Origin of the sequence: Streptococcus downii, from assembly GCF_004353325.1 — a bacterium.
GTDB lineage: Bacteria > Bacillota > Bacilli > Lactobacillales > Streptococcaceae > Streptococcus > Streptococcus downii.
Map to the genome: position 1 here is coordinate 639,287 of NZ_MZNX01000009.1, position 19,578 is coordinate 658,864.

Sequence of the window (19,578 nt, forward strand, 5' to 3'; positions counted from 1 at the left end):
TAGTTCTCATTTTTTTCATGAAAATGTGCAAAATATCTTGACATATAGTGTAAATAAAGATAAACTATTTACTAGTTAATTAAATGGTTAAATACTAGTTAAGGAGTAATGATGAAAAAAAGAACATTTCTATTATTAATGGCCAGTCTGTTGATTCTTGTCTTAGGAGCGTGTAGTCAAAAAGAAAAACAAGAAGCAAAAGGAATGAAGATTGTAACAAGTTTTTACCCAATCTATGCCATGGTCAAAGAGGTATCGGGCGACTTGAATGATGTACGGATGATTCAGTCAAGTAGTGGGATTCACTCCTTTGAACCTTCGGCAAATGATATTGCTGCTATCTATGATGCGGATGTCTTTGTCTACCACTCTCATACACTGGAATCTTGGGCGGGAAGTCTGGATCCAAATTTGAAAAAATCAAAAGTTAAGGTTCTTGAAGCTTCAGAAGGGATGACCTTGGAGCGTGTTCCAGGTTTGGAAGATGTAGAAGCTGGTGACGGTATTGATGAAAAAACGCTCTATGACCCTCACACTTGGTTAGATCCAGAAAAAGCAGGTGAAGAAGCACAGATTATTGCGGACAAACTTTCGGAGATTGATAGTGCTAATAAGGAAACGTATCAAAAGAATGCTAAAAACTTTATTACTAAAGCCCAAGAATTGACTAAGAAGTACCAGCCTATTTTTGAAAAAGCGAGTCAAAAGACTTTTGTTACACAACACACAGCCTTTTCTTACCTCGCTGAACGGTTTGGATTGAAACAACTTGGTATAGCAGGGATTTCCCCTGAACAAGAACCAAGTCCGAGACAGTTGACAGAAATCCAAGAATTTGTCAAAACCTATAAGGTCAAAACCATCTTTACTGAGAGCAATGCTTCTTCTAAAGTTGCTGAAACCTTGGTCAAATCAACAGGAGTTAATCTAAAGACACTCAATCCTTTGGAAGCAGATCCTGAAAATGACAAAACTTACTTAGAAAATCTAGAAGAAAATATGAATGTTCTTGCAGAAGAATTAAAATGAGGAGATGATAAAAATGAAGAAGAAATACCTTGCAGCAGGATCGGCTCTTGTCCTTTCCCTAAGCCTTTGCATCTATGCATTGAACCAACACCGGGTGGAAGGAAACAAAGATAATAATCGTGTGTCTTATGTCGATGGGAAGCAAGACTCTCAAAAAACAGAGACCCAGACACCAGATCAAGTTAGCAAAAAAGAAGATATTCAGGCTGAACAAATTGTTGTGAAAATAACAGATCAAGGTTATGTGACTTCACATGGTGATCATTTCCATTATTACAATGGTAAAGTTCCTTTTGACGCGATTTTCAGCGAAGAGCTTTTGATGAAAGATGCCAATTATCAACTGAAAGACGCTGACATTGTCAACGAAATCAAAGGTGGTTATATTATCAAGGTGGATGGCAAGTATTATGTCTACCTTAAAGATGCGGCTCATGCTGATAATATTCGTACGAAGGACGAAATTGAGCGCCAAAAACAAGGCCATACTCATGATGCGCCAACTTCAAACAGTGCAGTGGCACTTGCTCAATCTCAAGGACGCTATACTACCGACGATGGATACATCTTTAATCCATCTGATATTATAGAGGATACTGGTGATGCTTATATCGTCCCTCATGGTGGACATTACCACTACATTCCAAAGAGTTCCTTGTCTGCTAGCGAATTAGCTGCTGCCCAAGCCTACCTATCTGGAACTAGAAAACAACCGACTGTGACGGACTATCGTCCAAGTCAAAATGGAACCAGTCAAACTGCTAATTCTAGTCAACAAACTGAAACACCAAGCAATCCAGAAGAGAGCTTACAGAGTCTATTGCAGCAACTCTATGCTCTTCCAAGTAAGCAACGTTATTCAGAATCAGATGGCTTGATTTTTGACCCTGCTAAGATTTCAAGCAGAACGCCAAGTGGCGTAGCGATTCCTCATGGAGATCACTATCATTTTATTCCATATACAAAGCTTTCTGCTTTGGAAGAAAAGATTGCTCGTATGATTCCTCTTACTAGCGACAGTGGAAAACCAGCACCTTTGGAAAAACCAAGTAAACCAGTAGAACATCCTGATCAGCAAAGCCATCATCATGACCAAGACGGTGACCATGGAAGTCAGGGGACCAACCATGAAGACCATGACCATGATGGAGAGGAGCATGACCACCACCACGGTGAAGAACATGATCATGGTTTTGCAGCTGACCGTGTTATTAGTGAAGATGAGCAAGGATTTGTAGTTTCTCATGGAGATCACGCTCATTATTTCTTTAAGAAGGACTTGACTGCAGCCCAAATCAAAGCTGCCCAAAACCACTTGAAAGAAAATCATCAGTCTGATCCTGTTCAACCACTTGCCAAGACTGTGGAAAGTTTCTCGAGAGATGCGAGCGATGAAGAAAAAATCAGGTATATCTCGCAAACCTACGGAGTACCGCTCGAAGCGATTCGTATTTCAAACGGCTTCTTTGTCTTTGGAAATCCGGATCAAGCCTATGATCCTACTCATATTCACCCCTATGCTGTTCGAAAAGAACATGTTCGTATTCCTCTCCAAACTGGGAATCCAGAACTGGATTTCCTAAATGAACTGTATACGACTGCCCTACGTGATGGGGTATCTCCTTATAGTTTACAGGTAGAAAGTGGTAGTTTTGTGATTCCTCACGGAGACCACAATCACTACATCAAGGTTCAAACTAAGGGCTATGAAGTAGCTTTGAAAAATAAGATTCCGGCCCTACAATCGACCTATCAACCTGGAGCATTTGATGAACAAACAGTTCTATCTAAGGTGGATCAACTTTTAGCAGATAGCAGAAGTCTCTACAAAGACCAGCCAATCATGCAGAGACGTGTTGAACTTGCTTTGGGGCAATTCACCGAAAATATGAAAAAACTGGCAACAAACTCAACTGGTGGATATCTAGCAGCCTTGGATCTCTTTGACAAGCAATACATCCATGTGGATCAAAGTGTGGCACCAGTTGAAACTTCACCTTTGGATAAGAAGTACCAAGCCCTAGTAGATAAGATTAATACTTTGGACACGGACACTTATGGCTTGCCTAAGAAAGATCTTTTGGTACATTTGCAGGAAGCAAAACTAGCACAGGATGAGACAGAGTTGGCTGCCATTGAAGCGAAACTGCAGGCCTTGCAAGATTTCCAAGATCGGACCGGGGTTACAACAGTAGAGTACATCAAGTACTTCTACGAACATGTGTCTGATGGTCGTTTGAGAGAAGAACTTCGGAACCGTGTTGCCAAGTTGACTTGGGAACTTTACCAGTCACAATCTTTCCTCAAAGCAACCGACTTGAACAAGCTATTCCCAACTATTTACCAAACTAAGCTAGAAGTAGAAGAAGCTCTCAAAGAAGAACCCGTATCTACAAAAGCTGGTAAAACCATTCTGGATACAGAAAAAGTGGATAGTCAAACCGCTAAGACAGCCATCTATGAATTCCTAAAAGAACTCTATGGTGATTTTATGCCAGAAGAGCGGGTTAGCCATGTTAAAAAGGAAGAAGTGAATGCTCTTCTAACAAAAGCTGCCCAACTCCTAGCGCGTGTCAAAGAAGATGGTGTCAAACAATCTCTAGCTGAAGAAGCAGCTAATATCAAAGCGGCTACTGAAAAGGAAAATGCAGACCTTGACGAAGCTAAAACACAACTTGAGGATCTTTTAAATCGTATTGCAGCGACTATCCAACGAGAGAAAAAAGAAGCAGAACAAGATCCACAAACGGTAATTATCTACCAAAAACTCTATAATGTCTTGCTCTCTCTTCACAAGTACTTAGAGGATAACAAAGGATCCGATGCAGACTTTGAACGTGTTGATGGCCTATTTGATCAACTTGCAGCCAAAAGCAGTGATAAAGAAGGTCTCCTCACTCTAGCTAAAGAAATCATTAGCTTGAACCAGGAACTCCGTTCAAAAGCAAGTGAAACTGATAGCCAATCTAAGTCTGAGAAAGACAGTGAAACAGTTGCTTCTCAACCAACAGAAAAGCAAGCGCAAAGTGAGTCTGAGCCAAGTACTCAACCAAATGAATAAAAAGAAAGACGAAGTAGCTGAGCTACCTCGTCTTTTTTAGTCTTTATAAGATACAATTCCAATGATGGTATCCACCGCACGCTCCATAGTCTGAAGGCTGACGTATTCAAAACGTCCATGCATGTTTTCACCACCAGCAAAGATATTTGGAGTCGGGATACCCATAAAGGAAATCTTAGAGCCATCTGTTCCACCACGAATTGGTTCGATAATAGGCGTGATACCTAAATCTTCCATAACAGCTTTAGCAATAGTAATAGGTGTCATGTCTTTCTCAATGACTTCCTTCATATTGTAGTACTGGTCTGTCAGAGTTAAGGTCACGCGATCATTCCCAAGTTCTTGATTCATCTTGTCTGCGATGGCTTGCATAGCTGCTTTACGCGCTTCAAAGGCATCCTTTTCAAAGTCACGGATGATGTAGCTTGCACGCGCCTCCTCGACACTACCTGACACATCCATAAGATGATAGAAACCTTGGTAACCATCTGTCAGTTCAGGTCGGTCATTCTCTGGAAGTTGATTGTGAAAATCAATTGCTAGCTGAAGGGCATTAACCATCTGACCTTTGGCAGTACCAGGATGAACATTGCGTCCTTGGAAATGAAGCTCAGCAGCAGCGGCTGAAAAAGTCTCGTACTGAAGTTCACCTAGTGGGCCACCATCAACAGTATAGGCAAAGTCAACGTCAAAATCTTCTGCATCAAATTTATTGGCACCAACACCAATTTCTTCATCGGGACCAAAACCAACACGAATCTCACAGTGTTTGATTTCGGGATGAGCAGTCAGGTATTCGATAGCAGTCATAATTTCAGCAATTCCAGACTTGTCATCAGCACCTAGCAAGGTCGTGCCATCTGTTGTGATAAGGGTTTGGCCTGGATATTTCTCAAGACTCTTAAAGTCAGCTGGATCCAGTTTAAATCCAGAATCACCCAAGTTGATAACTCCTCCATCATAATTTTCGATGACTTGCGGATTAACTCCCTCAGCATTAAAATCAGCTGTATCCATGTGGGAGATGAAGCCAATTTTGCGAGTGAGATTTGGATCATTAGCTGGTAAGGTACCAATAGCAAAACCATTTGGCAAGTAGTAGACGTTTTGTAAACCAACACGTTTCATTTCAGGAATAAGAACATTGGTCGCAAAATCTACCTGGCTTTGCGTACTTGGAGTAGTAGTAGAGTGTTCATCAGAACGCGTATTGACCTTAACGTAGGTCAAGAAACGCTCTAAAAGGTTGGGATAAGTCATAAAAACTCCTTTAATAATCATTTTTTTCATTGTATCATAGAATGGAGAGAAAAACAAAGAGGAGTAAATAAAAATAAAATGAATGAAAGCGTTTATTTATTATATATTTCATGGTACAATGGTAATTGAAAAAAATATCACAAGGACGTATCAATGAAAAAAGCAATTTTAATGATGACATTCGGTTCGCCAGAAGAGATTACCTTTGAGAGTGTGGCGGATTTTTTTACTAACATTCGTCGTGGAGTTAGACCCAAAGATCACGAGATTCAGACTCTCTATGACAACTATGTTCGTATAGGTGGAACACCGCTTCAGAGGATTACACGTGAGGAGGTCAAGTTAGTCAATGAACAGTTAGGAGAAGAGTATGGCATCTACTTTGCCAATAAGTTTTCTCGCCCCTTTATCCCAGACGTAATCAAGCAGATGGAGGCTGATGGCGTTGAAGAATGTATCTGCTTGATTTTGGAACCTCATTATTCCTTTTACTCAGTCATGGGGTATGAGAAGTTTCTGGAAAGTCAGCAGATCCGATTTTTAGTCATTAAGGATTGGTATCAGCAACAGTCTTTGCTGGACTTCTGGACAGATGAGATTAGCAAAATTTTACGAAACGATGTGAGAGAAGAGTCCTTTAAGGTAATCTTCTCAGCCCATAGTGTTCCCATTTTTGCCTTGGATTTTGGAGATCCTTATATCGATCAGATTTTTGATAATAGCAAGTTGATAGCAGAGCAACTCAGTCTAACAGCAGATCAGTATACCAACACTTGGCAGAGCGAGAGTGATATTGGAATCCCTTGGATCAAGCCAGATGTACTCGAGTATTTGAGAGAACAAAAGCAACATCCAGAGCATTATATTTTTGTACCAATTAGCTTTATCAGTGAACATATCGAAGTTCTTTTTGATAATGATGTAGAATGTTATGAATTATGTCAAGAATTAGGTGTCACCTACCATCGACCAGCTATGCCAAACACAGACTCTCGTTTAATTGATGCTTTAGTTGATACTGTAAGAGCTAATGAATACAAAGAATTTAAGGAATTTCTCCCAGAAGAAGAAACCTTTGACGAGCTAGCTCCGTCAGCCACCACTAAGGATATTATGGAGGAGACAGACGACCTCCAGATGCCAGAATTTGTGAAAAAACTCATTGAGAAAAAAGGCCGTGAAAATGTGAAGATGCCTTACTTGATTAAGAAAATGCTAGAAAAGGCTGGTAAGTTGCCGAAAGACTAAAGAAAAAGGATTTAGCATGAAGCTAGATCCTTTATTTGTCTTATTTTTTCTCAAGAAGAGCTTTGATTTCTTGAAGGACTTCAAGTTCAGTTGGAGCAGCAGGTGTATCCTCAGCTGGCTCTTCTTTCTTAGTAAGGTTTTGAGCTTTTTCAACAGCCTTGATAACGAAGAAAAGAACAGTACCAATCACTAAGAAGTTGATAACAGCACTCAAGAAGCTACCGTAACCAACGCCATTCCATGAAAGTTCAGCGATGCGTTCAACGTTCGCCGCTTTCAAAGCTGGGTTCAAGATAAGTGGAGTGATGATGTCATTTACAAGTGAAGTAACGATAGCACCAAAAGCAGAGGCGATGATCACACCGACAGCGAGATCAACGACATTGCCACGAAGCAAAAATTCTTTAAGATCTTTTAACATTTTCATAATTTCCTTTCAAAAACTAATCTTAATTGTACCTGAAATACCTAAATATTACAACCTTAATACTTACTGATACCTATTTCATTTATAAAAAACGTATACTTTACTAAAAATATAGTTAAGAATGATAATCAAAACCTGCGCAATTAGCGTTTCGATGGCATTAACCTGATCTAGTTGATCGTTGACAAATTGTCCGATAATATCGGGATAAGATGTAACAAAGATATAAGTTAAAAGAACGTCAAGACCAAGTGTAGAAAGACGTGCTAAGAAAAATTTAACTAGGCGAATTAGCCAATTCTTTCTCTTTTGCTTAAAGACGATAGTGTCATTTGTGATAAAGGCAAAAAGAATACCGATAATGTTTGCGAGTATGGTTGCTAGGATTTCTTGGTGGCTAATACGGTAAATAACCAAACGTGATAAAATTGATACCAGAGTAGTAGCACCACCAAAAAATAGATAGGAGAGGATTTCATTATCAAAAAAAGCTTTAATTTGATTTTTCATAATTTTAGTATAGCATAAAGTCATATAATGTGCTATACTGGTAAGGTTGATTCACTCAACCCTTGGTGCTTAGCTTCTTTCACCAAGCATATTTTACGCGGGAAACCGCCAAAGGAGAAAACATGAAAAATCTAACTGTTCGTGACATGGCAGATATTGCTATCGTTGCTGCTATCTATGTGGTTTTGACCATCACCCCACCGCTGAATGCCATTAGCTACGGTGCTTACCAGTTCCGTATTTCTGAGATGATGAATTTTTTGGCCTTCTACAATCCTAAATATATCATCGGTGTGACGATTGGTTGTATGATTGCTAATTTCTTTAGCTTTGGTCTGATAGACGTCTTTGTCGGAGGGGGGTCTACCCTAGTTTTCCTTAGTCTGGGTGTTTGGCTCTTTAGCAAGTACAAGAAAGACTATTTGTTCAATGGTTTGATTCGAAAAGATCATTTCTTCTTTTCAATCCTCTTCTCCATTTCAATGATTACCATTGCGGCAGAACTTCATATCGTTGCAGAAGCTCCATTCTTCTTCACTTGGTTTTCTACAGGAATTGGAGAGTTTGCATCCCTTATCGTTGGTGCAATCCTAATCGGAAAACTGGGACAGCGAATCGACCTCACAAAATAAGAAGTTTATAAGCTAGATTCTTGCCAAATCTAGCTTTTTTCATTCCATAAAATTAAAAGAGAGCGCTTGACAAGAACATAGAACTATAGTATACTTTTTAGGTAAGCTGATTTAGCTCAGTTGGCAGAGCGCATCCATGGTAAGGATGAGGTCGCCGGTTCAATCCCGGCAATTAGCATGAATGAAACGAAATAACCTTGGGCAACCAAGGTTTTTCTTATGTTCCTGTGTAAATAAACCCAAAGAATTTTGTTTGTTGACAAAAGTGACTCTCTTTAGTAGAATAGTAGGTGCGATGAGTCGATAGGTAGTCTTCGGACTGCTATTGAGCATAAGGAGGTCATAACGCAGGAGCGGACCTTGATGAGTTGTGTGAACCTGCTCATCACATGAAGATGCCTCTTAGTCCCTAGTCAATGGCTAGGGATTTTTAATTTTCAGAAAATAGAACCCCAAAATACTTTTCAATTTTTAGAAAAAGTAGTATAATACTTCTATTATAGAAATTTTTAGAAAATTCCGAAAGAGGTTATTTATGGGATATACAGTTGCTGTAGTCGGCGCGACAGGTGCTGTCGGAGCTCAGATGATAAAAATGTTGGAAGAATCAACACTTCCAATCGATAAAATCCGTTACCTTGCTTCTGCACGTTCAGCAGGTAAGACTTTGAAATTTAAAGATCAAGATATTACGATTGAGGAAACGACTGAGACAGCCTTTGAAGGTGTTGATATTGCTCTCTTCTCAGCAGGAGGTTCGACATCTGCTAAGTATGCACCGTACGCCGTTAAAGCTGGTGCGGTAGTAGTGGATAATACATCTTATTTCCGCCAAAATCCAGATGTACCCTTGGTGGTCCCAGAAGTAAATGCTCACGCACTTGATGCCCACAATGGGATTATTGCCTGTCCGAACTGTTCAACAATCCAAATGATGGTAGCGCTTGAGCCAGTTCGTCAAAAATGGGGCTTAGACCGTATCATCGTTTCAACTTACCAAGCTGTTTCAGGTGCTGGTATGGGAGCGATTCTTGAAACACAGCGTGAACTTCGTGAAGTCTTGAATGATGGTGTAAATCCACGTGATTTGCATGCAGAAATCTTGCCTTCAGGTGGTGACAAAAAACACTATCCTATCGCCTTCAATGCACTTCCACAAATCGATGTCTTCACTGACAATGATTACACTTACGAAGAGATGAAGATGACCAAGGAAACGAAGAAAATCATGGAAGATGATAGCATCGCAGTGTCTGCAACATGTGTTCGTATTCCAGTCTTGTCAGCTCACTCTGAGTCTGTTTATATCGAAACAAAAGAAGTGGCTCCAATTGAAGAAGTGAAAGCAACCATCGCAGCCTTTCCAGGTGCAGTTCTGGAGGATGATGTAGCTCATCAAATCTATCCGCAAGCTATCAATGCTGTTGGCTCACGTGATACCTTTGTTGGTCGTATCCGTAAAGACTTGGATGCTGAAAAAGGAATCCATATGTGGGTTGTTTCAGATAACCTCCTCAAAGGTGCTGCTTGGAACTCAGTTCAAATCGCAGAAACACTTCATGAGCGTGGTTTGGTCCGTCCAACAGCTGATCTGAAATTTGAATTGAAATAATGGTTTAGGAGTTCGAATGAACTCCTTCTTTGAAATAGAGAGGTGTTTCACATGTCTTACCAAGATTTAAAAGAGTGTAAAATCATCACGGCCTTCATTACCCCTTTCCATGAGGATGGTTCCATCAACTTTGATGCCATTCCTGCTTTGATTGAGCATTTGTTGTCCCATCACACAGACGGAATTCTTCTCGCAGGAACAACTGCTGAGAGTCCGACCTTGACCCACGATGAAGAGTTGGAATTGTTTGCGGCTGTGCAAAAGGTTGTCAATGGACGTGTTCCTTTGATTGCGGGTGTAGGGACCAATGACACACGTGACTCTATCGAATTTGTCAAAGAAGTCGCAGACTTTGGTGGTTTTGCTGCTGGTCTTGCTATCGTGCCTTACTACAATAAACCTTCTCAAGAAGGGATGTATCAGCACTTTAAGGCGATTGCGGATGCTTCGGACCTACCCATTATCATCTATAACATTCCAGGTCGTGTAGTAGTGGAATTAACTCCAGAAACCATGCTTCGTTTGGCTGACCATCCTAATATTATCGGTGTTAAAGAATGTACCAGCTTGGCAAATATGGCTTACTTGATTGAGCACAAGCCAGAAGAGTTTTTGATTTATACAGGTGAAGATGGCGATGCCTTCCATGCTATGAATCTCGGTGCAGATGGGGTTATTTCGGTTGCTTCTCATACAAATGGAGATGAAATGCACGAAATGTTCACTGCAATTGCAGAAAGCGATATGAAAAAAGCTGCAGCAATTCAACGTAAATTCATTCCTAAGGTCAATGCCCTCTTCTCTTATCCAAGTCCTGCTCCAGTTAAGGCGGTTCTGAACTATATGGGATTTGAAGCTGGACCAACTCGTCTACCTCTAGTTCCAGCGCCGGAAGAAGATGCCAAACGCATTATCAAAGTTGTTGTAGATGGCGACTACGAAGCAACTAAGGCAACCGTAACAGGTGTCCTAAGACCAGATTACTAATAAAGATAATAAAATCCATGACCGAATGAACGATCATGGATTTTTCTTATTTTCCTAAACAGAATTGGCTAAAGAGTTGGGTGATGAGTTCATCTGGAGCAGCATCACCAGTGATTTCTCCGAGAATTTCCCAAGTACGAGTTAAGTCAACCTGAAGAAGGTCAACTGGCATCCCCAGTTCCAGACCTTGGTTAACAGCTTGTAGACTTTCAACGGCCTTTTCAATCAAGGAAATATGACGGACATTTGACAAGTAAGTAGCATCTTGCTCAACCAAACCAGCATTTTCAAAGAAGAGATCGTTAATACGCTCTTCGATCTTATCAATGTTTTGGTTTTTAAGAACTGAAATACGGATGACATCTTCAGGAAGTTCAGAAGTTTCAATCGCTTCTGGCAGGTCAGTTTTGTTAAGAAGAATAATGCGATTGGTATCCTGACTGATTTCTAAGAGTTGTCTGTCTTGTGCTGTTAGTGGTTCACTGGCATTTAGCACTAGTAGTACCAAGTCAGCTTCCTTGAGGGCTTTTCTCGAACGTTCGACACCGATTTGTTCCACGATATCATCTGTTTCACGGATTCCAGCTGTATCAATCAATTTGAGAGGAACCCCGTTAATGTTGACGTATTCTTCGATAACATCTCGTGTCGTACCAGCGATGTCAGTTACGATAGCCTTGTCTTCACGCAAGAGGTTGTTGAGGAGGCTCGATTTTCCAACGTTGGGACGCCCGATGATGGCAGTTGAAATTCCCTCACGGAGGATCTTACCGCGACGAGCTGTTCTAAGGAGATTGGTTAGCAATTGTTCAAACTCCATAGTCTTCTCGCGGACAACAGCAGTAGTAGCTTCCTCAACATCGTCGTACTCAGGATAGTCGATATTGACCTCTACTTGGGCAAGCGTATTGAGGATTTCTTGCCGAGTATTGTTAATGTGATCAGAAAGGGAACCGTCCAATTGTTTGACAGCGATATTCATAGCCTTGTCAGTTTTGGCACGGATGATGTCCATCACTGCCTCAGCCTGTGTCAAGTCCACACGACCATTTAGAAAGGCACGCTTGGTAAATTCACCAGGTTCTGCCAACCGAGCTCCTTCACGTATAGCTAGCTGAAGAATTTCATTGGTTACTGCAATCCCACCGTGGGTGTTAATCTCGATAATATCCTCACGAGTGAAGGTTTTGGGAGACTTCATAGCCCCAACCATAACCTCGTCCATGACCTTACCAGTTTGAGGGTCAACGATGTGACCGTAGTTGAGAGTGTGGCTAGCAACCTGACTCAAGTCTTTACCTTTAAAGATTTTTTGTGCAATGGCAAAACTGTCAGTTCCACTCAGGCGGACAATACCAATAGCCCCTTCTCCTAGTGGAGTAGAGATAGCAGCGATGGTGTCGAATTCACGTGTAATCATACTATTTCCTTTTGTATTTCTTTTCTTAGGATATGTATCCAAGCATCTCTTCAAATTGTAACAAATTTAGGTTATTTCTTCAATGGATGCTACTTGGAGATTGAAAAAGCCTAAGCAATTCTGCTTAAGCTAGTTTATTTGGTGCGCATTTCTCCTTGAGGGAAGTAAGTTCCTTCAGGCATGTCATTGATGATGACATGGACAGCAGATTGAGGTGCTCCTGTGTTACGGACAACAGCTTCCGTTACTTCCTTAGCAAGAGCTTTTTTTTGCTCGAGCGTGCGTCCTTCAAATAAATCGATGCGTACAAATGGCATAATAGCTTCCTCCACTAGTTTTTGATTTCTTCTATTTTACCACATTTTGCCGTTTAAAGCTTCAGAAAATTATGATATACTAGAATGTAGCAAAAATTTAGAAATGGACGTGAAATAATAGCATGGCACAGTTGTATTATCGTTATGGGACCATGAACTCTGGTAAGACGATTGAGATTCTCAAGGTGGCCTATAACTACGAGGAGCAAGGAAAGGGAGTTGTGATTATGACTTCGGCTCTGGATACGCGTGACGGTGTTGGCTATGTGTCTAGTCGGATTGGCATGAAACGCCCAGCCATTGCGATTGAGGAAACGACAGATATCTTCGGTTATATCCGTGACTTACCTGAAAAACCTTACTGTGTGTTGGTCGATGAGGCCCAGTTTCTCAAGCGTCACCATGTTTACGACCTAGCTCGTGTTGTTGATGAGTTAGACATACCTGTCATGGCTTTTGGTTTGAAGAATGACTTTCGCAATGAATTGTTCGAAGGTTCAAAATACCTCTTGCTCTTAGCAGACAAGATTGACGAAATCAAGACCATCTGTCAGTACTGTAAGAAAAAGGCGACCATGGTGTTGCGTACTCAGGATGGGCTGCCCGTTTATGATGGCGAACAAATTCAAATTGGTGGCAATGAAACCTATATCTCGGTTTGCCGTAAACATTATTTTGCGCCAATGATAACATCTAACAAGGAGCACAACTATGACAATTGAACTAAGAGATGTTACAATGGAAAATTATTTTGATGTTTTGAATTTGGATGTCAAGGAATATCAAAAACAATTCATTGCAACCAACGCAATTAGTTTAGCTGAAGCATATGTCTACAATAAAAATGGAGATTTTGTAGCTCCATTGGCAGTTTATGATAATGATGCAATTATAGGTTTTGTGATGATAGCTTATGATAAAAAGATCGGAATTAGTAGTGGAAATTATTTACTATTTCGTTTTATGATTGATAAGAATTTTCAAAATCAAAGATATTTTAAACCAATTATGGATAAAGTGCTGGACTATGTTCGGACAGCGCCAGCAGGTTTAGACAATAAACTTTGGTTGTCTTATGAACCAGAAAATGAACATGCAAGATCTTGTTACCTCAGTTATGGATTTAAAGAAACTGGGGAAATATTTGAGAACGAAGTAGTAGCAATCTATGATTTAACAATTTAGAACTAAGGAGAAAAAATGAACATCTATGATCAACTACAAGCTGTAGAAGACCGTTATGAAGAACTAGGAGAATTGCTGAGTGACCCAGATGTCGTCTCAGATACCAAGCGTTTCATGGAGCTTTCGAAAGAAGAAGCTTCTACTCGTGATACGGTAACTGCCTACCGTGAATACAAGCAAGTCCTTCAAAACATCGTTGATGCCGAAGAGATGATTAAGGAATCTGGTGGAGACGCGGACTTGGAGGAAATGGCCAAGCAAGAGCTCAAAGATGCCAAGGCTGAAAAAGAAGAATACGAAGAAAAACTGAAAATCTTGCTCCTTCCAAAGGATCCAAACGATGACAAGAACATCATCCTTGAAATCCGTGGAGCAGCTGGTGGAGACGAAGCGGCGCTCTTCGCTGGAGATTTGCTAACTATGTACCAAAAGTATGCTGAAGCCCAAGGCTGGCGCTTTGAAGTCATGGAAGCTTCTATGAATGGTGTCGGTGGTTTCAAAGAAGTCGTTGCTATGGTTTCTGGTCAGTCTGTATACTCTAAACTCAAGTATGAGTCTGGTGCCCATCGTGTGCAACGTGTCCCTGTGACAGAGAGCCAAGGCCGTGTCCACACCTCAACAGCGACAGTTCTTGTCATGCCAGAAGTAGAAGAAGTAGAGTACGATATTGATCCAAAAGACCTTCGTGTTGACATCTACCACGCATCTGGTGCTGGTGGTCAGAACGTCAACAAGGTTGCGACTGCCGTTCGTATTGTTCACTTGCCGACCAATATCAAGGTTGAGATGCAGGAAGAACGTACCCAGCAGAAGAACCGTGAGAAGGCTATGAAAATCATCCGTGCGCGTGTGGCTGACCACTTTGCACAAATTGCCCAGGATGAACAAGACGCTGAACGTAAGTCTACTATCGGTACTGGTGACCGTTCAGAACGGATCCGTACTTACAATTTCCCACAAAACCGTGTTACAGACCACCGTATTGGCTTGACCCTTCAAAAACTAGATACCATCTTGTCTGGTAAATTGGATGAAGTTGTAGACGCTTTGGTCCTTTACGATCAAACACAGAAATTAGAAGAATTAAACAAATAATGAAACTAGCTCAATTATTTTCAGATTTTGAAGAAGAATTGATAAGACAAGGAGAGGAAGCAGAAAGCCTCTCTTTTGTCTATCGTAGCCTGAAAAAACTCTCTTTTACGGATTTCGTCTTTGCCCTCCAGCAAGAAGTAACAGAGGAAGAAAAACAATTTGTAGAGGAAATTTACCAGCAGTTAACGGCCCACAAACCAGCTCAGTATATCATTGGTCACGCATATTTCTTTGGAATGCAGTTAAAAGTAGATGAGCGGGTTTTGATTCCTCGTCCAGAAACAGAAGAGTTGGTGGAACTCATCCTCACAGAAAATCCTGAGGAAAATCTCAATGTCCTAGATATCGGGGCTGGAAGTGGTGCCATAGCCCTTGCTTTAGCAAAAAATCGTCCAGATTGGTCTGTAACGGCAGTGGATATTTCACAAGATGCACTAGATTTGGCAACTGAAAACGCTAAAGTTCAGAATCTCCAGATATTTTTTAAAAAATCTGATTGTTTTGCAGAAATTTCTGAAAAATATGATATAATTGTATCCAATCCACCCTATATCTCTCGTGAAGATGAGTCGGAGGTCGGTTTGAATGTTTTACATTCGGAGCCTCATCTAGCTCTCTTTGCAGATGAGGATGGCCTAGCTATTTATCGCAGAATTGCGGAAGATGCAAAAGACTATCTCACAGATGGTGGTAAGATTTACCTTGAAATTGGATACAAGCAAGGTCAAAGTGTTCCTGCGCTTTTTAGGAAATATCTTCCTGAAAAACGAGTACGAACACTCAAGGACCAATTTGGTCAAGATAGGATGGTTGTGGTTGATGATGGACAGGATTAGACAAGAGTTAGAAAATGGTGGAGCTGTCGTTCTGCCTACAGAGACGGTTTACGGTCTTTTTGCTAAGGCCTTAGACGAAAAAGCTGTTGACCATGTTTACCAACTCAAACGTCGTCCTAGAGATAAGGCGCTCAATCTTAATGTCTCTTCTCTAGAGGACATCTTGCACTTTTCAAAGAATCAGCCAACTTATCTAGAAAAACTTGTAGAGGCCTTTTTACCAGGGCCCTTGACCATTATCCTCGAATCCAATGACAGAGTTCCCTATTGGGTCAATTCTGGTCTTGTAACGGTAGGATTTCGGATGCCGAGTCACCCCATTACACTTGATTTGATTCGAGAGACAGGTCCCTTGATTGGGCCGTCTGCCAATATTTCAGGTCAGGCAAGTGGAGTGACCTTTGCTCAAATTCTAGAGGATTTTGACCAAGAGGTTCTGGGTCTGGAGGACGATGTTTCTTTAACTGGACAGGATTCGACGATTTTGGATTTGTCTGGAGATAAGGTGAAAATCTTACGCCAAGGGGCGATCAAGCGTGAAGATATTCTTGCTCAGTTGCCAGAGATTTCTTTTGAGGAGGAATGAGATGCTAAGAGATTTGCAAGAAACAGATGTAAAAGCTATATGTGACATCAATCAAGAGACTTTGGGCTATACTTTTAGTCCAGAGGACACAGCTAGTCAACTAGCTAGACTGTCTCAGGATTCTCATCATTTCCTACTTGGCTATGAGGATGAGGTCAGCCATGTCCTACTTGGATATGTCCATGCTGAAGTTTATGAATCTCTCTATTCCAAAGCAGGCTTTAATATCTTAGGCTTAGCGGTTTCGCCTCAAGCACAAGGGCAAGGTATCGGTAAAAGCTTACTGCAAGGGTTGGATCAAGAAGCAAAAAGACGGGGCTATGAGTTTATCCGCTTAAACTCTGCTGATCATCGTCTGGGTGCTCATGCATTTTATGAAAAAGTTGGTTATACTTGTGATAAAATGCAGAAACGGTTTATTCGCATCTTTTAGTTTTTTTCTTATTGAAAAATAAACTAAAGGACCAGTCACACTATAAAGGAGAAGACCTATGATTTTTGATAAAGACGATTTTAAAGCATACGATGCTGATCTCTGGAATGCTATTGCCAAAGAAGAAGAACGCCAACAAAACAACATTGAGTTGATTGCTTCGGAAAACGTGGTTTCCAAGGCTGTTATGGCAGCTCAAGGGTCTATCTTGACAAACAAATATGCCGAGGGTTACCCAGGACGCCGTTATTATGGTGGAACTGATGTAGTAGACGTGGTAGAAACTCTAGCGATTGAACGTGCAAAAGAAATTTTTGGTGCTAAATTCGCCAATGTCCAACCTCACTCAGGAAGCCAAGCCAACTGTGCTGCTTACATGGCCTTGATTGAGCCAGGTGATACCGTTATGGGGATGGATTTGGCAGCAGGTGGACACTTGACTCACGGAGCTCCTGTTAGTTTCTCAGGTCAAACCTACAACTTTGTTTCTTACAGTGTGGATCCTGAAACAGAACTCTTGGACTTTGATGCTATCTTGAAACAAGCCCAAGAAGTCAAACCAAAACTAATTGTAGCTGGTGCTTCAGCCTATTCTCAAATTATCGACTTCTCAAAATTCCGTGAAATCGCAGATGCTGTTGGGGCTAAGCTCATGGTCGATATGGCCCATATCGCTGGTTTGGTGGCAGCCGGTCTTCACCCAAGCCCAGTGCCATACGCTCATATCACTACAACAACGACCCACAAAACCCTTCGTGGACCTCGTGGTGGTTTGATTTTGACAAATGATGAGGACCTAGCTAAGAAAATCAACTCAGCTATTTTCCCTGGTATTCAGGGTGGTCCTTTAGAGCATATTGTGGCGGCTAAGGCAGTTTCCTTCAAAGAAGTTTTGGATCCAGCCTTTAAGGAATATGCTTCTAATGTCATCAAAAACAGCAAGGCTATGGTTGAAGTCTTCTTGCAAGACTCTGATTTCCGTATCATCTCCGGTGGAACTGAAAACCACCTCTTCCTAGTGGATGTAACTAAGGTTGTAGAGAACGGAAAAGTTGCTCAAAACTTGCTGGATGAGGTTAATATTACCCTAAATAAAAACTCAATCCCTTACGAAACCTTGTCACCATTCAAGACAAGTGGTATTCGTATTGGATCTGCAGCCATCACTGCGCGTGGATTTGGTGAAAAAGAAAGCCGTAAAGTGGCTGAACTCATTATCAAAACCCTTAAAAATGCAGAAAATGAAGCTGTCTTAGAAGAAGTGAGAAGTGAAGTTAAAGCGTTGACAGATGCCTTCCCACTATACGAGGACTAATACTTTTATGGACATTTATATTAAGAAAGCTATTATCCATCAGTTCAGCCCAGATGATACTGAGTTGTTTCTAGCGGATAAGTTTCTCAATATCACTCCAAAAATCGAGGAATACCTACGTAAAAAAATCGAACGCGTGTATTCAGATGAAGCCAAGACTGGGATTTTCGAAGAAGAAAATCCCTTCTTCAATCACATCACAGATGATTTGTTGGAGACATCAGTAACCCTGGCTAATCTCTGGAAAGAAGAGTTTAGCATTTCTGAAAATCTCAAGACCAATGACTTGATTTTTGTGCAATTTTCTAAAGAAGGTGTAGAGCATTTCGCTTTCTTGCGAATTGCCTTGCGGGAAACCTTGACTCACCTCGGTGGGGAAGTTGATAATCCAATCAAGCTGACTCAGAATAACCTGCCTGGATTTGGAACAGGGGCTGATGAGGCCTTGGTGGTCAATCTTCAAAGTCGCAAGTACCATCTCATCGAAAAACGTATCAAGTACAATGGGACTTTCTTGAATTATTTTTCAGATAATCTCCTAGCTGTTGCCCCTAAGATTTCACCAAAGAAATCCATCAAGGAACTGGAGAAAACGGCCCAGAGAATTGCTGAATCTTTTAACACAGATGATTTTCAATTTCAATCCAAGATCAAATCAGCGATTTTCAACAATCTTGAAGAAAGCAATGAACTGTCACCTGAAAAATTGGCTAATGACCTTTTTGACAACAATCTGACAGCTCGTTTGAGCTTTATTGATCAAGTTAAGGAAGCCGTACCAGAACCAGTCCAGTTTGATGAAATTGATGCCAGTCGTCAGCTCAAGAAATTTGAAAATCAAAAACTCTCCTTGTCAAACGGAATCGAGCTCATCGTTCCCAATAACGTCTATCAAGACGCAGAATCTGTCGAGTTTATCCAAAATGACAATGGAACCTATTCTATCTTAATCAAAAATATCGAGGATATTCAAAGTAAATAATGTTTAAATTACTACGAAGAGTGCTAGTGCTAGCAGTCTTCCTTTTCGCTGTCTATAAAGTCTATCATATCCATCAAGATGTGAAGCAAGTCATGACCTACCAACCCATGGTTCGAGAAATCCTCAATGAAAGAGATACTCCAGCCAATGAAGAGCTTGTGCTCGCCATGATTTATACCGAAACAAAGGGAAAAGAAGGCGATGTCATGCAGTCTAGCGAGTCTGCTAGCGGTACCACAAATACTATCAATGACAATGTGACGAGCATTCGTCAGGGAATTCAGACATTGACTGATAATCTCTATCTAGCTCAGGAAAAGGGTGTTGATGTCTGGACAGCCGTGCAAGCCTATAATTTTGGACCTGCCTATATCGACTTTATCGCTCAGAATGGCAAGGAAAATACTCTGGCACTAGCCAAGCGTTACTCCCGAGAAACGGTCGCTCCAATCCTAGGCAATATTACAGGGAAGACCTACACCTATATCAACCCGATTTCTATCTTTCACGGAGCCGAACTCTATGAGAATGGTGGAAATTATTACTACTCGAGACAGGTTCGCTTTAATCTCTATATCATGAAATTCTTTAATTTCTTCTAAACATCTGGTTTTGCCAGGTGTTTTTCGCTATAAGTTTTCTT

Annotated in this window: 20 protein-coding genes, 1 tRNA gene and 1 riboswitch; of the genes, 16 read left to right on the forward strand and 5 right to left on the reverse strand. The window is 41.0% G+C overall.

Annotated elements, in window-relative coordinates:
• Positions 1 to 111 precede the first annotated feature (111 nt).
• Together E2R31_RS09525 and E2R31_RS09530 are read left to right on the forward strand one after the other, a co-directional pair.
• A complete protein-coding gene (locus E2R31_RS09525; protein WP_132974188.1) occupies positions 112 to 1,029 on the forward strand; it encodes a metal ABC transporter solute-binding protein, Zn/Mn family in 918 nt (305 codons plus the stop codon).
• A gap of 13 nt (positions 1,030 to 1,042) precedes the next feature.
• A complete protein-coding gene (locus E2R31_RS09530) occupies positions 1,043 to 4,090 on the forward strand; it encodes a pneumococcal-type histidine triad protein (protein WP_132974190.1) in 3,048 nt (1,015 codons plus the stop codon).
• Positions 4,091 to 4,126: 36 nt separating this feature from the next.
• Here E2R31_RS09530 and pepT read toward each other — a convergent pair whose 3' ends face one another.
• Positions 4,127 to 5,350 carry a peptidase T gene (gene pepT / locus E2R31_RS09535; protein ID WP_132974192.1) on the reverse strand — a complete coding sequence of 408 codons (1,224 nt, stop codon included), beginning with the start codon at positions 5,348 to 5,350 and terminating at the stop codon, positions 4,127 to 4,129.
• Between the two features lie 153 nt (positions 5,351 to 5,503).
• Here pepT and hemH point away from each other — a divergent pair, with 153 nt between their 5' ends.
• Positions 5,504 to 6,598 (forward strand): ferrochelatase, encoded by a 1,095-nt coding sequence (gene hemH, locus E2R31_RS09540; RefSeq protein ID WP_132974194.1) that lies wholly within the window; start codon positions 5,504 to 5,506, stop codon positions 6,596 to 6,598.
• A gap of 40 nt (positions 6,599 to 6,638) precedes the next feature.
• Here hemH and mscL read toward each other — a convergent pair whose 3' ends face one another.
• A complete protein-coding gene (gene mscL, locus E2R31_RS09545) occupies positions 6,639 to 7,019 on the reverse strand; it encodes a large conductance mechanosensitive channel protein MscL (RefSeq protein ID WP_000910209.1) in 381 nt (126 codons plus the stop codon).
• Positions 7,020 to 7,103: 84 nt separating this feature from the next.
• A complete protein-coding gene (locus E2R31_RS09550) occupies positions 7,104 to 7,535 on the reverse strand; it encodes a GtrA family protein (RefSeq protein WP_132974197.1) in 432 nt (143 codons plus the stop codon).
• Between the two features lie 28 nt (positions 7,536 to 7,563).
• Positions 7,564 to 7,660: riboswitch (PreQ1 riboswitch) on the forward strand.
• Between E2R31_RS09550 and E2R31_RS09555 the strand changes: the two genes are divergently transcribed.
• The 4 genes from E2R31_RS09555 (at position 7,658) to dapA (ending at position 10,766) form a co-directional block, all read left to right on the forward strand.
• Entirely contained in the window at positions 7,658 to 8,167 is a 510-nt protein-coding gene (locus E2R31_RS09555; protein WP_132974199.1) for a QueT transporter family protein, read from the forward strand. Its footprint overlaps the riboswitch before it by 3 nt.
• A gap of 105 nt (positions 8,168 to 8,272) precedes the next feature.
• Positions 8,273 to 8,345, forward strand: a tRNA-Thr gene (locus E2R31_RS09560).
• Positions 8,346 to 8,702: 357 nt separating this feature from the next.
• Positions 8,703 to 9,779, forward strand: coding sequence for an aspartate-semialdehyde dehydrogenase (locus E2R31_RS09565; RefSeq protein WP_132974200.1), 1,077 nt, complete (start codon positions 8,703 to 8,705; stop codon positions 9,777 to 9,779).
• A gap of 51 nt (positions 9,780 to 9,830) precedes the next feature.
• Positions 9,831 to 10,766 (forward strand): 4-hydroxy-tetrahydrodipicolinate synthase, encoded by a 936-nt coding sequence (gene dapA / locus E2R31_RS09570; protein WP_084948627.1) that lies wholly within the window; start codon positions 9,831 to 9,833, stop codon positions 10,764 to 10,766.
• Between the two features lie 46 nt (positions 10,767 to 10,812).
• Here dapA and mnmE read toward each other — a convergent pair whose 3' ends face one another.
• Together mnmE and E2R31_RS09580 are read right to left on the reverse strand one after the other, a co-directional pair.
• Positions 10,813 to 12,186 carry a tRNA uridine-5-carboxymethylaminomethyl(34) synthesis GTPase MnmE gene (gene mnmE / locus E2R31_RS09575; protein WP_084948626.1) on the reverse strand — a complete coding sequence of 458 codons (1,374 nt, stop codon included), beginning with the start codon at positions 12,184 to 12,186 and terminating at the stop codon, positions 10,813 to 10,815.
• A gap of 134 nt (positions 12,187 to 12,320) precedes the next feature.
• Entirely contained in the window at positions 12,321 to 12,503 is a 183-nt protein-coding gene (locus tag E2R31_RS09580) for a 4-oxalocrotonate tautomerase (RefSeq protein WP_001117401.1), read from the reverse strand.
• Positions 12,504 to 12,625: 122 nt separating this feature from the next.
• On the opposite strand from E2R31_RS09580, the gene E2R31_RS09585 reads away from it, so the two are divergent.
• The 9 genes from E2R31_RS09585 to E2R31_RS09625 are packed head-to-tail and all read left to right on the forward strand — an operon-like array spanning position 12,626 to position 19,537.
• Positions 12,626 to 13,225, forward strand: coding sequence for a thymidine kinase (locus E2R31_RS09585; protein WP_000068126.1), 600 nt, complete (start codon positions 12,626 to 12,628; stop codon positions 13,223 to 13,225).
• The gene (locus E2R31_RS09590; RefSeq protein WP_132974202.1) at positions 13,215 to 13,688 is read left to right on the forward strand and encodes a GNAT family N-acetyltransferase; all 474 of its coding nucleotides are present in this window, start codon (positions 13,215 to 13,217) and stop codon (positions 13,686 to 13,688) included. The genes E2R31_RS09585 and E2R31_RS09590 overlap by 11 nt, the downstream gene beginning before the upstream one ends.
• Before the next feature lie 15 nt (positions 13,689 to 13,703).
• Positions 13,704 to 14,783, forward strand: a complete 1,080-nt coding sequence (prfA, locus tag E2R31_RS09595) for a peptide chain release factor 1 (RefSeq protein ID WP_001028815.1) — start codon at positions 13,704 to 13,706, stop codon at positions 14,781 to 14,783.
• A complete protein-coding gene (gene prmC / locus E2R31_RS09600; RefSeq protein WP_132974204.1) occupies positions 14,783 to 15,619 on the forward strand; it encodes a peptide chain release factor N(5)-glutamine methyltransferase in 837 nt (278 codons plus the stop codon). The genes prfA and prmC overlap by 1 nt, the downstream gene beginning before the upstream one ends.
• Positions 15,603 to 16,205 carry an L-threonylcarbamoyladenylate synthase gene (locus E2R31_RS09605; RefSeq protein ID WP_162284883.1) on the forward strand — a complete coding sequence of 201 codons (603 nt, stop codon included), beginning with the start codon at positions 15,603 to 15,605 and terminating at the stop codon, positions 16,203 to 16,205. The genes prmC and E2R31_RS09605 overlap by 17 nt, the downstream gene beginning before the upstream one ends.
• A gap of 1 nt (position 16,206) precedes the next feature.
• A complete protein-coding gene (locus E2R31_RS09610) occupies positions 16,207 to 16,638 on the forward strand; it encodes a GNAT family N-acetyltransferase (RefSeq protein WP_132974206.1) in 432 nt (143 codons plus the stop codon).
• Positions 16,639 to 16,696: 58 nt separating this feature from the next.
• A complete protein-coding gene (glyA, locus tag E2R31_RS09615; protein ID WP_084948618.1) occupies positions 16,697 to 17,953 on the forward strand; it encodes a serine hydroxymethyltransferase in 1,257 nt (418 codons plus the stop codon).
• Positions 17,954 to 17,960: 7 nt separating this feature from the next.
• Positions 17,961 to 18,935, forward strand: a complete 975-nt coding sequence (locus tag E2R31_RS09620; protein WP_165941815.1) for a nucleoid-associated protein — start codon at positions 17,961 to 17,963, stop codon at positions 18,933 to 18,935.
• Positions 18,935 to 19,537: a lysozyme family protein gene (locus E2R31_RS09625; RefSeq protein WP_084948615.1), complete on the forward strand. Its 603-nt coding sequence runs from the start codon at positions 18,935 to 18,937 to the stop codon at positions 19,535 to 19,537. The genes E2R31_RS09620 and E2R31_RS09625 overlap by 1 nt, the downstream gene beginning before the upstream one ends.
• Positions 19,538 to 19,578 lie beyond the last annotated feature (41 nt).